Raw genomic sequence first — 13,717 nt, forward strand, 5'->3', positions numbered from 1 at the left:
CTCTCAGCGTCGCTTGCCCACGGCCGCAAGGGTTTCGACGGCGGCGGTGTAGAGCGATTCGACGGACGGCAGAGCCAGCTTCTCCAGCGGCTTGGCGTAGGGGAGCGGCACTTCGGCCATGGCGACGCGGCGCACGGGGGCATCGAGATAGTCGAAGGCGCCGTCGGAGATGGAAGCGGCGATTTCGGCGCCGATGCCGTAGGTCAGCCAGTCGTCTTCGCCGATGACCGCGCAGCCGGTCTTGCGCGCCGAGGCGACGATGGTGTCGCGGTCGAGCGGACGCAGACTGCGCAGGTCGATCACCTCGGCGGAAATACCTTCGGCGGCAAGCTTTTCCGCGACCTGGGTGCAGACCGTGGCCATCCGCGAGTAGCCGATCAGCGTGATGTCGGTGCCCTCGCGGGTGACAGCGGCCTTGCCGATCTGCGCGGGTGGGAGATCATCCGGTACGTCGCCTTTGGTGTTGTAGAGCGACAGGTTCTCCAGAAAAAGCACCGGATCGTCGTCGTCGATGGCAGCTTTGAGCAGGGCGCGGGCGTCGGCGGGGGTGCTGGGCGCGACGACTTTGAGGCCGGGCACGAACGCGTAGTAGAGCTCGATGTTCTGGGAGTGGGTGGCGCCGAGTTGCTGTCCGCCGCCGCCCGGAGTGCGGATGACCATCGGCACGCTGGTCTGCCCGCCGAACATGCCGTAGATCTTGGCAGCGTGATTGACGATCTGATCCAGCGCGAGCAGCGAGAAGTTGATCGTCATGATCTCCACGACCGGGCGCAACCCCAGCATGGCGGCGCCGATGGCCGCGCCGACGAACCCTTCCTCCGCGATCGGGGTGTCGCGAACTCGCTTGTCGCCGAATTCGTTCAGCAGTCCGGCGGTGATCTTGTAGGAGCCTTCGAAGACGCCGATCTCCTCACCGATGAGAAGGATGTCGTCGTCGCGGCGCATTTCCTCGCGCAGGGTCTCGCGCAGCGCTTCGCGGTAGGTCATGACAGGCACGGGTGATCCTCAGACGGTGAAGAGCGGGTCGGCGGGCAGGCGGCGGGAATCGCCGGGCACCGGGGTGGCGTAGGTGTAGTCGAACAGGCTCGACGGCTGCGGATGCGGGCTGGAGTCGGCGAACTCGACGGCGGCGGCGACCTCGGCGATGATCTCCGCGTCCAGGGCGGTGGCCGAATCGTCGCTGAGCGCACCGATTTTCAGCAGCGCGCTCTTCCAGATCTCGATCGGGTCGTGGGATCGCGCCGCCGCGACCGTTTCCTCGGTGCGGTATTTCGCGGGATCGACCACCGAGTGGCCTTTCAAGCGGTGGCTGACCGCCTCCAGCAGGGCCGGCTTTCCCTCACGGCGTGCGGTGTCGATGAGCTGCTCGGCGGTATCGCGGACGGCGAGGACATCGGTGCCGTCGACGCGTTCGCCGCGCATGCGGTAAGCGGCGGCGCGCTTCCACAGATCGGGTTCGGCGGAGGACTTCTCGACGGTGGTGCCCATGCCGGTCTGGTTGTTGACCACCAGGAAGACGATCGGCAGATTCCACAGCGCGGCAAGGTTCAGCGATTCGTGGAAGGCGCCGATATTCGTTGTGCCCTCGCCCATTTGACAGACGACGACGTCGTCGCCGCCGCGGTAGTCGATCGCCAGTGCCGCGCCGACGGCGAGCGGTACCTGGCCGCCGACGATGGCGTAGCCGCCGAGCAGCCGGGTCTGGGTGTCGTACATGTGCATCGATCCGCCCCAGCCTTTGGAGGTGCCGGTGGAGCGGCCGTACAGTTCGGCCATGACCCGGCCGGGTTCGATGCCCTTGGCGAGGGCGTAACCGTGTTCGCGGTAGTTGGTGAACAGATAGTCGGTGGGCCGCATCGCCGCGCCGAGACCGACCACGGTGGCCTCTTCACCGAGGTTGAGGTGGCAGTAACCGCCGATCTTGGCCTGCTGGTAGCTCTGCGCGGTGCGCTCCTCGAATCGGCGCACGAACAGCATGTCGCGATACAGCTTCCGCAGTGTGCCGGGGTCCTCGGCCGCCACACGGGCCTCGAATGATGCTGTCTGCGAGGCGGTTCGGTCGGCCAGGAGAGATTCACTCGATCCGTTCCCGGTCGACTCGGTGGTCACGGCCGGTCGTTTCGGTGCGCGCCGGGTCGACGTGCGCGTGGCCTTCTGTGGGGTTGTGGTAGTCACGGTGGTGCTCCTCAACGTGAACGCGGCGCGATGTGGACCGGCAGGCCGAGCCCGGTCAGGGCTGCTTCCATGCCGATCTCGCCGAGTGTGGGGTGGGCGTGGATGGTGTCGGCGAGTTCGTCGAGCGTCGCCTCGAGCGATATCGCCAGTGCCCCTTCGGCGATCAGGTCGCTCGCCGAGGGACCGATGATGTGCACGCCGAGCACTTCCCGGTGGCGTGCCCCGGCGACGATCTTGCAGAAGCCCTGGGTATCGCCGAGCGCTTCGGCTCGCCCGAGCGCGGCGAACGGGAATTTCGCGGTGATCACCTCCTGGCCGCCGGCGCGAGCCGCGTCCTCGGTCAGGCCGACGCTCGCGATCTCCGGATGGGTGAACGTCGCCGCGGGGATGACGGTGTAGTCGATGTGGGCGTCGTGACCGGCGATCACATCGGCGGCGGTGAGCCCCTGATGGGAGGCCACGTGGGCCAGCAGCGCCTTGCCGGTGACATCGCCGATCGCGTAGACATGCTCGACCGTGGTCCGCAGCCGATCGTCGACCGGGATGAAACCCCGTGCGTCGGTGTCGATTCCGGCGTATTTCAGGTCGAGGTCGGCGGTGTTCGGTCGTCGTCCCACGCCGACGAGCACGACGTCGGCCGCGACCTTCCGAGTCGTCGCGCCGTTCACGTCGAGCACCAGCGCATCGCCGGTCCGGTCGATACCGGTGACGGTGCAGCCGGTCAGGACGGTGATGCCGCGCTCGGTGAACGAGCGGCCCAGCGCGGCGCCGATCTCGGTGTCCTCCGCGGGAACCAGCCGGTCCTGCATCTCCACGACGGTCACCTCGGCGCCGAAGGCGGCGAACAGGCCGGCCCATTCGACGCCGACCGCGCTGCCACCGATGACGACCAGCCGCCGCGGTACCTCGGTCAACCCGAACGCGCCGTCGGAGGTGATCACGCCGGGCAGGTCGGCGCCCGGCACGGGCAGGACCGCGGGCACGGACCCGGTCGCGACGATCACGTCGGTGGCCGTCACGGTTCGCGTCGGGGTCCCGGTCGGCGCGGCCGCGTAGCGCGGACCGTCCGCGAAGACCGGCGAGGGACCCGGCTGGAATACCTCGACCGTGGTCGGTCCGGTGAAGCGGGCATGCCCCTCGATCACGGTGACGCCGTTGGCTCGCAGGAGCCCGGCCACGCCGCCGGTGAGTCTGCCGACGATCCCGTCCTTGCGCCGGCGGACGGCCGCGAAGTCGAACCGCACGTCGTCGGCGTACACACCGAAATCTGCTGCGGTGCTGAGAGTTTCGAATACCTCTGCCGAGCGCAGCATGGCCTTGGTGGGGATGCAGCCCCAGTTCAGGCACACCCCGCCCGGGCGTTCCTTCTCCACCACGGCGACGTGCAGGCCGCGCTGGGCCGCGCGGATCGCCGCGACGTACCCGCCCGGCCCGCCACCGATGACCAAGAGATCGAATTCCGGCACTTGTGGTGCTCCTCGTCCTGAATCGCGTGACCCTAATCCGGTTGCGGTGTGGGCCATCACATGTGGAGTCTTGTCCGCACACGGAGGCCGGACAATTCCCGGCAAGCCCAGGTTTTGCGACCCGGGATTGGGCGCTGCGCCCAATATCGCTTGCGGCCGCGCCGCGCGAAACGCTCAGCCGGCGGAGTGATCGAGCAGGTCGCGGGCGGTGAGCGCGAGGGTGAGTTCGAATTGGTGGCGCCGGCCCTCGAGCGGCCGCCCGAGCAGCGTCGCGGCGCGCTGGAGCCGGTTGATGACGGTGTTGCGATGGCAGTGCAAGCGCGGTGCGGCGTGCGCGGCCGAGCCGTTCTCGGCCAGCCAAACCGTCAGCGTGCGCAGCAGGACGTCGCGCTCTCTGGCGGGCAGCACCAGAATCGGACCCAAGCACCGCTGGACCAATCGCTGCGCCAGATCGGGCGCGCGCACCAGCAAGGCTTCCGGGTAGCGATCGTCCAGCAGCGTGAGCGTGGTTTCGCGGCCTTTCGGCGCGGTATCGAGTGCCAGCGTGGCGAGTGCGTGGGCGACGTCGACCTCGGCCAAACCGTCGACCGTGGGGGAGAGCCCGGCGCGCCCGAGAACGAGCGGACCCAGCAGCTCCGCCACCTGCTGCGGCGAATGCCGTTCGAGTGCGACGATGCCGACCGTGTGGTCACCCCGATCGTGGCGGACCGAACGAATCCCCATGGCCGCCAACGCACTTTCGGTGCCCAGCCGCAGCGGCTGCGGTTCCCCACGAGCGACGACCACCAGATAGTCGCCGCCGGCGGGGAGGTCGAGTTCTCGCGCCGCATACGCCGCGAAGGCGGCATCGCGGCCACGCCCGGAGAGCACATCTTCGATCAAGGCGTGCCGGCGGCGCTCGTCGCGTCGAACGCGATCGAGTTCGGCGCCACGATAGGAGGTCACCAGCGCCGAGGACATCCCGTCGACGACCGCCCACATCGCGGTGCCGATGTCACGGAGATCGGCAGGTGACATATCGCCGGCACGATCCATCAGCGCTTCCCAGACGATGCGCCCGCCCAGGCGGAAGGTGCGCTGCATGGCCTCGAGCGGAACACCCTGCGCGGCGCGTTGCCGGCCGATCGCGGCGGCCACATCGTCGCGCTCGGCGCCGGCGCCCCTCGCCGCGAGCAACTCCAGCACCCGCGTCAGGAACCGCCGGCATCCCTCCTGCAGGTCGGTCCTGCTCACCGCCGAATAGTCGGTCCACTCCGGGTTGTCGGTGAACACCGCCGCCATGAGCCGGGCGGTGAGCTCGGCGATATCACTCCCGCACGCCCTCGCCAACTCCGCGGAGTCGGGCACGGGTTCGGAGATTTCTGCGGGCGCCACGACGGCCACACTACGTCGAGAGCGGACGCGCAGACGACGCCGGTAGGTCGGCACGGTGACGGTCTCGGCAGCCCGATGTGCGCTCGAACGCGGAGATCAATTCGATCGGTGAGCAGACCGGGCAATGCCCGCCTCCCCAACAGGCGTCGACCAGCCCGTCGAGCTGGTCCCACCGACCGATGTGCACGCCGTAGGGCATGGCGGCGCGGCCGGTTTCGCGTGCGATCTCGTCGGCGGTGGCCACGCACGTGTCGTAGTTGCGACTGGCGATGATCACATCGGCACCACAGCGCGCGGTGGCGAAGGCCATCTCGCGCCCCAGTCCGCGGCTGCCGCCGGTGACCAGAACCACCTTGCCGGTCAGATCGAACAGCTCGTCGGCATATCCCACGGCGTTGTCACCTCGACAGCCACAGATCGGCGGGTGCGCAGGGCAATCCCACCTCTTTCAGTGTCGAGATGCCGGCGGGCGCACGGGCGACGTCGAAGACGGAATTCACCGCCGGCATCGCGGTCATGGTGTCCCACTCGTGATTTCCCCAGCTGTCCGGCGGGACGAACCTGATCCGGGTCCGCACCTCGGGCTCTCCCTCGATGACGATGTAATAGTGATCGTCGTCGAATTCCCAGCTCTCGTTCAGCGCTTTCGTCAGATACCACGCGACGTTCGAGCGGACGACGGATTTCTCGCCGACGGTGCCGGTCCATCCGCCGCGCACCGCGGCAATGGTGTCCTTCTCGATGCGGATCCAGCCCAGATCCACCGTTTCGGCGGCGGTCGCGTACTCGATGGAGAAATCGATATCGTCGAATTCGTAGCCCAGGGCCACGCCCATGCGCCGCACCGAATCACGGAAGGTGCTCATCCACAGTTTCGCGATCTCGATCAGCTCCGGGGTGGCCTCGGGCCGTGAAATGCCCAGGGCCTGCCACGTTTCCGCCGATTCGTAGACCGAGACGTCGGCCGATTCGAAGATCGAAATCGATCGGACGTCACGGCACACCGCGGTCAACGCGGTGGTCACGGCATTGACCCAGCCCGGGTTGATGCCGGTGATATGCAGCGAGCTGTTGCCGCGTTCACAGGCGGCGGCGAGTTTCTGCTCCGTCTCGCCCTGAATTCCGCCGACGTTGAGGAACAGGTTGGTGCTGATGAGATCGAGGCCGCTCTCGAGCAACCGCGTCGCATGGTCGAGGTCGGCCATGAACGGCGTGTAGATGACGGTATCCGCATCGAGCGCGAGCAGCGCATCGATATCGGAGGTGGCGAGCACTCCCGTATCGGGCCGTCCGCACAGCCTGCCCGCATCCACCCCGACCTTGTCGTCGGAATAGGCGTAGACACCGGCCAACTCGAGTCGCGGATCGTCGAGAATCCCTCGCAGACTGAGCTTTCCGACCTTCCCGGTGGTCCATTGAATGACGCGCACGTGATCGACCTTTCGAGCCGCCGGTAATGTCGGCGAGTGCGAGAATATGATTCTCGCATACGAAAATTAGCATCACGCTTGCTGCGGGACAAGGTCCGGCACGCTCTCGGCAGCGGAGCCGGGGGTCCCGCACTGCGTGCCGCCCGGCCGGTAATCCCCGATCAGCGTGGTCGAGGTCATACCCCTGCCGGGTGGGCGTGGGACAGTTCCGCCAGTGCGGACCGAAGGTCGTCGACGATCTCGGCGGTGTCCGGGGCGGGTACGTCCTGCCAGCCCGGGCCTGCCAGCAGGACGCGGGCGCCGCGGTCGGCGCAGGTGCGCACGGCCGAGAGGAGGGCGGTCGATTCCTGCTGTGACCACAGCACCGCGACCGAGTCCGGCGCGCCGCGATCGAGGGCGTCGCCGAGGGCGGGGGTGGGGACGTTGGGGCCGAGCATGGTGGCCGGAACGTCACGCTCGGCGAGGGCCGCGCGCAACACCTCGAGTGGCAGGGAGTGCGCCTCACCGCTGGTGCAGGCGAGCAGGACGGGGGTGGCGGGTGCGTCGGCCGGGGGCGGGACCGCGCGGTGGAGCGCGGCCGTGATGCACCAGGACAGCAGGTGTTCGACGTCGATGCACCCGATGCCCGCCCCTTGCCGCTGGACGATCTCGGCGAAGGCCGGGCGGCACAGCCGATCCCAGGTGTCGACCACGCCGAAGGCGCGAATGTGGGCGAGCAGCAGCGACTGCAGTGTGGTGGGGTCGGAGGCGAAGGCGGCTTCGAGGAGTGACGCGTGGTCTCCGGCGACCGGCAGGGGTCCGCGCACGGACTCGGCCGCTCGTGCCGGGCTCGATCCGCCTCGCACGAGCACGACCATGCGCTCGAGCCGGGCGATATCGGCCTCGGAGTAGAGGCGGTGGCGACCGCGCCGATGCTGGGAGGGGCCGATGCCGTAGCGCTGATTCCAGCTGCGCAGGGTCGCGGTGGGGATGCCGATGCGCTCCGCGACGGTGCGTACCGAGAATCCGGTCGCGTCGTTGTCGGGAGGCGATGCATCGGACATGACGATCATTCTGCCTTTCGCGGGCATGGGCACCGCAACGTCACAGTGCTACGGCGCCCGCGCGGTGGGGGTGATGCGTCGGCGGCACCTCCAGTATGCATCGATTACGCATCGATTGCTGTAGGATCGTCAGTGTCATCGAACCCATGCTCATCGAACGGAGGAGTCGCAGGTGCTCGAACATCGTTCGAAGGTAGATCGGCCCGGTGGCTTCGACGGGAAGGTGGCGGGAGCGCTGACCGGCGCCCTCCGCCGCGTGACCGCGTTCGCTGCGGCAGCGATGCGCCCGGCCCGGCTGGCAGGTGTGGCCGTCGCGGCGATGGTCGTGTTCGGAGCCGTCGCGGCGCCCGCCGGTGCGAGTCCGGCGGCCGGTCCGGCTCCCGTTCCCGCGCTGGATCTGAGCCGTTATGTCGGAACGTGGTACCAGGTCGCCGCAGTTCCTCAGTATTTCAATCTCGTCTGCGCCCGCGATACGCGCGCCGAATACGCGGCACTGCCGAACGGTGATGTGTCGGTGCACAATTCGTGCACCACGTGGTCGGGTGCGAACAACGAGATCCAGGGTGCGGCGCGCGCGGTCGATCCGGTGACGGGAGCGCAATTGCGTGTGGCGTTCCCGGGAGTCCCGACGCAGGAAAGCCTGGACGGTCCGCCCAACTATGTCGTGACCGCACTCGGGCCGGACTACTCCTGGGCCCTCGTCACAGACCCCTACCGGATCTCCGGATTCGTGCTCTCCCGCACGCCCGCACTGGATGCGGATCAGTGGAACCGCGTCGTCGCGGCGATCGTGGCCGCCGGGGAGCAGCCCTGCCTGTACCTGACCTCGCCGGTGACCGGTGGGCGTGGCGACATCACCCCGCTGTGCCGGCTGTGAGCCCGAGTACGAGCCATGGCAAGTCCGGTGAGTGGAGGTGAGAAGCGATGGGTGTGGCGGTAGCTCTGTTCACTCGTGATCTACGGGTTCACGACAATCCGATGCTGACCGCGGCGCAGCGTGCCGGAGATGCGGTGGTTCCACTGTTCATCCTCGACGAATCGTTGGTCACCGGCGCGGAGGCCGCACCCAACCGGGTGCGATTCCTCGCCGCGGCGCTGGACGAACTCGACGGCGAATTGCGCACACGCGGTGGGCATCTCGTTCTACGGCGCGGCAAGGTTGTCGACGAGGTCGAACGGATCGTCGCCCAGACGCAGGCGGAGTCGGTCCACCTCGCGGCCGAAGTCAGCTATTACGGCAAACGACGCGAGTCGGCCCTGCGTGACAGGCTCGAACCGCACGGTTGCCAGGTGCATACGCACGCTGCCACCGTGACCAGTGTGGACCTCGATGCGATCGAGCCGAGCACCGGACGCGATCATTTCGCGATCTTCACGCCGTACTTCCGGCGCTGGGAAAGCGCCCGCCATCGGCGTCCCCTGCCGCCGCCCGCAGACCTCGAGGTGCCGCGCCTGGACGGCGAGCAACCGGGTCTCGACAAACTCCGCACCGTGCGGTCCTCACCGGACCTGCGCGTCGGCGGCGAGACGACCGGGCGAAAGATGTTGCGCCGCTGGTTGTCCGATCCGGTCACCGCCTATGACGATGCCAACGACGATCTCGCCGCCGATGCCACCTCACATCTGTCGCCGTATTTGCATTTCGGATGCCTGTCGGCCGCGGAGGTGGTGTCGCGTCTGGACATGTCGGACCCGGGCGCGCACAGTTTCGCCCGGCAACTGGCCTGGCGCGACTTTCATCATCAGGTGCTGGCGGCCCGCCCCGCGGCGGCGTGGTCCGATTACCGCTCGGGCCCGGTCGAGATCCGCGAGGATGAGCAGGCCTTCGAGGCGTGGACGCACGGTCGCACCGGTTTCCCGATCGTCGACGCGCCGATGCGCCAGCTGCGTGACGAAGGGTGGATGCCGGGGCGCGCGCGGCTGATCACCGCATCGTTTCTGGCCAAAACGCTGCGGCTGGATTGGCGAATCGGCGCAGCCCAGTTCCGGTACTGGCTGGTCGACGGTGATGTGGCGAACAACCAGATGAACTGGCAGTGGGTCGCGGGCACCGGAACCGACACCCGCCCCAATCGCATGCTCAATCCACTGCGGCAAGCGCACCGTTTCGATCCGGAGGGTGAGTACGTCCGCCGCTGGCTACCCGAACTCGCCCACCTGTCCGGCGCGGCGGTGCACCGCCCGTGGCGCGAGGACATCGACGATGCGACCTATCCGGCGCCGATCGTGGAAGTGCCCGGCATGTAATCGATGCGGTGATCAGGAGACGGTATGCGATGTGTGGTGTTCGGTGCGACCGGCTACATCGGCGGCCGCTTGGTGCCCGAGCTACTGGCCGCGGGCCACGAGGTGCGGGTGCTGGCCCGCACACCGGCCAAACTCGATGACGCCGCCTGGCGCGACAGCGTGGAAGTCCTGCGCGGTGATGTGCTCTGCGCCGACGATGTGGCCGCGGCCTGCGCCGAGGCGGACGTGCTCTATTACCTGGTGCATTCGCTGACGCGAACCGATTTCGACGATGTCGACCGCCGCGCGGCGACATTGGTGGCCGAGCAGGCGGCGCGGGCGGGGATACGCCGGATCGTGTATCTGGGCGGCATCGTTCCGCCGGGTCAGCGACTGTCGCGGCACCTGTCCTCCCGTGCCGAGGTCGGGCGAATCCTGCTGGCGGGATCGGTTCCGGTGATAGCGATGCAGGCCGCGGTGATCATCGGATCCGGTTCGGCCAGTTTCGAAATGCTGCGGTATCTCACCGAACGGCTGCCGGTGATGGTCACGCCGCGGTGGGTGCGCAACCGCATCCAGCCGATCGCGGTGCGCGATGTGCTGTACTACCTGACGCGGGCGGCCGAACTACCGCCGGATGTGCGCGGCGCCTTCGATATCGGCGGCCCGGATGTGCTCACCTACGAACAGATGATGCGTGACTACGCCGAAGTGGCGCGGCTGCCTCGGCGCGTAATCGTCCCGGTCCCGGTGCTCACGCCGTGGCTGTCGGCGCAATGGGTCGATCTCGTCACCCCGGTGCCGAAGGCGATCGCGGTGCCGCTGATGGAATCGCTGGTCAACGACGTTGTCTGCGAAGACCACGCGATCGCCGAGCGCATCCCCGACCCGGCGCGCGGATTGATCGACTACCGCACCGCGGTCGAACTGGCGTTGACGCGCATTCGCGACCTCGACGTTCCCACCCGCTGGTCGGACGCCGACCAGCTCGGTCGTGAACCGTCGTCGCCGCTGCCCACCGATCCCGCGTGGTCGGGCGGTTCCCTCTATGTCGATGTGCGAGAACGCCACACCCGCGCCGATCCGGCGACGCTGTGGGCGGTGATCGAATCCATCGGCGGCGAATACGGCTGGTATTCGTTTCCGCTGGCGTGGTCGTTGCGCGGCTGGATCGACCGGCTGGCCGGCGGCGCCGGATTGCGCCGGGGAAGAAGGGATCCGCATCGGCTGCACGCCGGAGAGGCGCTGGACTGGTGGCGAGTGGAACGCATCGAGCGACCGCGCATCCTTGTGTTGCGTGCGGAAATGCGGGTGCCGGGGCGGGCGTGGCTGGAGCTCCGCGTGGACTCCGCCGCGCGGGGCACGGTCTACCGTCAGCGGGCCGTCTTCGACCCGCACGGCCTGGCCGGTCACCTCTACTGGAAGGCCATCGCTCCCTTCCACGCGCTCATCTTCGGCGGAATGACCCGTAATATCACCGGAGCGGCGGAAGAGGCTGTGTCCCAGCCGGTTTCATAGCGCCGCCGACGCGACTGCGAGACCAGACGGCAGCGGCGAGACCTCGGGTTCCCACCGCGGCGCGTCGTGGAATCCCGACGCGGGCACGATGAACGAAGATGTCGAAGTCCAGGCTCTCGATACGATCCAGGATTTCCGAATAGAGGGTGAGCGCGGCGGCGACGCACGGCCGCGACCGCGGGTCGAGCAGGGCGATACCGGCACGGGCATAGTCGTAGATGCCGCGAGTGTGGGAGTGCTGGGTGATCAGGGCACGCCGGACTCGGGCGTCGGTGCGGCGGTGCGCCTGGCACCACAGCAACAGATCCCGGTCGACGCCGTGGGCGGCCAGTTCGTCCGCCGGCAGATAGACCCGGTCCCGGACCAGGTCCTCGTCCACATCGCGCAGAAAGTTGGTCAGCTGGAAGGCTTTTCCGAGCGCGGCGGCGTACGGGGCGGCCTCGTCCACCGGGCACACCGTGCCCAGCACCGGTAGCACCTGTAATCCGATGACCTCGGCGGAACCGTAGACGTAGCGGTCCAGCGCGCGCCGATCCGGATAGTCGGTAACCGTGAGATCCATGCGCATCGACTCCAGGAACGAGTCGAACAGCGACGCAGCGATGCGGTAGGAGTGTGCCGTGTGCAGGACGGCCGGGAGGACCGCGTCGGCATCGGCGTCCTCGGTGGTGAACTGCGCGGCCAGCGCGTCCAGTCGCGCCGCGCGTTCGGAGATCGGGCGGCGCGGGTCGATGTCGTCGAGGAGGTCGTCGGCGCGGCGGGCGAAGCCGTAGAGCGCGTGGATCGCCGGACGCTGATCGGGGGCGAGTAACCGGGTGGCGAGGAAGAAGGTCTTGCCATGGCGCGCGTTGAGGGTGCGACAGGCGCGATAGGACCGCTGCAGCTGGGGATCGGCGCGGCCGTTGTCGAGAAAGGCGATGGGGGACATGAGTTTCCGATCAGCGAATGATGGCGGCGGTCGAAGTGGAAAGGGCGGACGCGCGTCGGCGTGCGGGCTGTGCGGAAGGCATCGGTCCGGTGACGCGGTCCGCGGCGAGCCGGCCGGAAATCAGGACAGGAGGTATGCCGACACCGGGGACGGTGCTGCCGCCCGCCAGCACCACGTTCTCGAGTCCGCGGATCATGTTGGCCGGGCGGAAGGGGCCGGTCTGGGTGACGGTGTGGGCCAATGCGAAGGGGCTGCCTGCCAGCATGCCGCGCCGCGCCCAGTCGGCGGGCGTAGTGATGTGGAGCAGCCAGGGATCGGTCAGTGGGATCGGCAAGCGATCCTGAACGGTGGTCAGAACTTCCTGCGCGTAGGCGGGGCCGAAGCGGTCCCAATTGATCGGTCCCCGTACGGCATTCGGTACCGGCGCGAGGATGTAGAGCAGGTCGCGTCCGGGTGGGGCCAGGCTCGGGTCACCCGCGGTGGGCCTGGTGACCAGCAGCGACGGATCTGTCATGACGCTGCCGCGAGCGATGATGTCGTCGAAGGCTTCGTCCCAGGCGCGGCCGAAGAGCAGATGGTGGTGCGCGGCCCGGGGCATCGCCTCGCAGCCGACGTGCAGCACGACCGCGGACGGTGCCGCTGTGGGACGCAGCGGACGGCGCGGGGAATGGCCCGTCAGGCGGTAGGTGTCGGACAACTCGGTGGTGAGCACGACCGCATCGCAGGGGATGCGCTCGCCGGTGTCGGTGACGATCGTGCGGATCCGGGATCCGGTGCGGTCCAGGCTCGCCACGGCGGTGTCGTAGCGGATCTCGACGCCGGCTTCGTGCGCCGCCGCGGCGAGGGCGTCGGGTAGCGCTCGCATCCCGCCGCGCGGGAACCAGACGCCGGCGATCGTGTCCATATAGGCGATCACCGCGTATGCCGCTATCGCTCGGCTGGGCGCGACGCCGGCATACAGGGATTGAAAGGTGAACAGCCGCCGCAGTTCCGGATCGTCGATGTGCTGTGCGACCGCGCGGTCCCAGCGACGGAATCCTCCCATTGCCGCCAGCCGGCCGAGCGAGGGACGCAGCGCCGAGAACGGCGAATCGAAATTCGCCCCGATGAACGAGTCGAACTCTGTCCGGTAGAGCTGGATCAGCCACGCGCGCAATCGCCGGTATCCCGCCGCCTGGCCGGCTCCGGCGAACTCGGTGATCGCCGCGGCCATGCGTTCGGCGTCGCTGTGGACCTCGAGCTGGCGTCCGTCGGCGAAATGGGCCCGATAGGCCGGATCCACCGGCACCAACGAGAGGCGGTCGTCCATCCGCTCACCGACCGCGGCGAACGTCTCCTCGACCAGGTGTGGCATCGTCAGCACGGTCGGGCCGGTGTCGAGGCGGTAGCCGTCCACATCGACGCGACCGGTGCGGCCACCGGGGACCGAATCACGTTCCAGCACGGTGACTGTGCGGCCGCGGCCGGCCAGGTGCAGCGCCGCGGACAGTCCGGCCAGCCCGGCTCCGACTACGACGACGCGGTTGCTGAGACCGATGGTCGTGCGCATGAGATTCC

The 13,717-nt window shown here is 68.4% G+C and carries 11 protein-coding genes and 1 pseudogene; 3 read left to right on the top strand and 9 right to left on the bottom strand.

Annotated features, from left to right (window positions below; translation table 11 throughout):
• Positions 1-3: 3 nt before the first annotated feature.
• The 7 genes and pseudogenes from IRT45_RS18605 to IRT45_RS18635 all read right to left on the bottom strand — a co-directional run bounded on the left by IRT45_RS18605 (position 4) and on the right by IRT45_RS18635 (position 7,488).
• On the bottom strand, positions 4-987 hold the full coding sequence (locus tag IRT45_RS18605) for an alpha-ketoacid dehydrogenase subunit beta (RefSeq protein WP_228534580.1): 984 nt from the start codon (positions 985-987) through the stop codon (positions 4-6).
• 18 nt (positions 988-1,005) lie between these two features.
• Entirely contained in the window at positions 1,006-2,175 is a 1,170-nt protein-coding gene (gene pdhA / locus IRT45_RS18610; protein WP_309241040.1) for a pyruvate dehydrogenase (acetyl-transferring) E1 component subunit alpha, read from the bottom strand.
• 11 nt (positions 2,176-2,186) lie between these two features.
• On the bottom strand, positions 2,187-3,641 hold the full coding sequence (gene lpdA, locus IRT45_RS18615; RefSeq protein WP_194807122.1) for a dihydrolipoyl dehydrogenase: 1,455 nt from the start codon (positions 3,639-3,641) through the stop codon (positions 2,187-2,189).
• Between the two features lie 174 nt (positions 3,642-3,815).
• Positions 3,816-5,015, bottom strand: a complete 1,200-nt coding sequence (locus IRT45_RS18620; protein ID WP_309241041.1) for a helix-turn-helix domain-containing protein — start codon at positions 5,013-5,015, stop codon at positions 3,816-3,818.
• Between the two features lie 136 nt (positions 5,016-5,151).
• Positions 5,152-5,406, bottom strand: a pseudogene (locus IRT45_RS18625) (SDR family NAD(P)-dependent oxidoreductase); the annotation flags it as partial.
• Between the two features lie 7 nt (positions 5,407-5,413).
• On the bottom strand, positions 5,414-6,445 hold the full coding sequence (locus IRT45_RS18630) for a hypothetical protein (RefSeq protein WP_309241042.1): 1,032 nt from the start codon (positions 6,443-6,445) through the stop codon (positions 5,414-5,416).
• Between the two features lie 176 nt (positions 6,446-6,621).
• Positions 6,622-7,488 (bottom strand): MerR family transcriptional regulator, encoded by an 867-nt coding sequence (locus tag IRT45_RS18635; RefSeq protein ID WP_194807123.1) that lies wholly within the window; start codon positions 7,486-7,488, stop codon positions 6,622-6,624.
• A 280-nt stretch (positions 7,489-7,768) separates the two neighbouring features.
• Between IRT45_RS18635 and IRT45_RS18640 the strand changes: the two genes are divergently transcribed.
• From IRT45_RS18640 to IRT45_RS18650, 3 genes are read left to right on the top strand one after another with little or no spacing between them, the layout of a single operon-like run.
• The gene (locus IRT45_RS18640) at positions 7,769-8,365 is read left to right on the top strand and encodes a lipocalin family protein (protein WP_375540122.1); all 597 of its coding nucleotides are present in this window, start codon (positions 7,769-7,771) and stop codon (positions 8,363-8,365) included.
• 47 nt (positions 8,366-8,412) lie between these two features.
• A complete protein-coding gene (locus tag IRT45_RS18645) occupies positions 8,413-9,735 on the top strand; it encodes a deoxyribodipyrimidine photo-lyase (protein WP_194807124.1) in 1,323 nt (440 codons plus the stop codon).
• A gap of 24 nt (positions 9,736-9,759) precedes the next feature.
• On the top strand, positions 9,760-11,232 hold the full coding sequence (locus tag IRT45_RS18650) for an SDR family oxidoreductase (RefSeq protein WP_194807125.1): 1,473 nt from the start codon (positions 9,760-9,762) through the stop codon (positions 11,230-11,232).
• Here IRT45_RS18650 and IRT45_RS18655 read toward each other — a convergent pair.
• Positions 11,189-12,160, bottom strand: coding sequence for a phytoene/squalene synthase family protein (locus tag IRT45_RS18655; RefSeq protein WP_194807126.1), 972 nt, complete (start codon positions 12,158-12,160; stop codon positions 11,189-11,191). The two genes, IRT45_RS18650 and IRT45_RS18655, sit on opposite strands and share 44 nt — an antisense overlap.
• A 10-nt stretch (positions 12,161-12,170) precedes the next feature.
• Entirely contained in the window at positions 12,171-13,709 is a 1,539-nt protein-coding gene (gene crtI / locus IRT45_RS18660; RefSeq protein WP_194807127.1) for a phytoene desaturase family protein, read from the bottom strand.
• Positions 13,710-13,717 lie beyond the last annotated feature (8 nt).

It is taken from the genome of Nocardia sp. BSTN01 (assembly GCF_015354405.1).
Lineage (GTDB): Bacteria > Actinomycetota > Actinomycetes > Mycobacteriales > Mycobacteriaceae > Nocardia.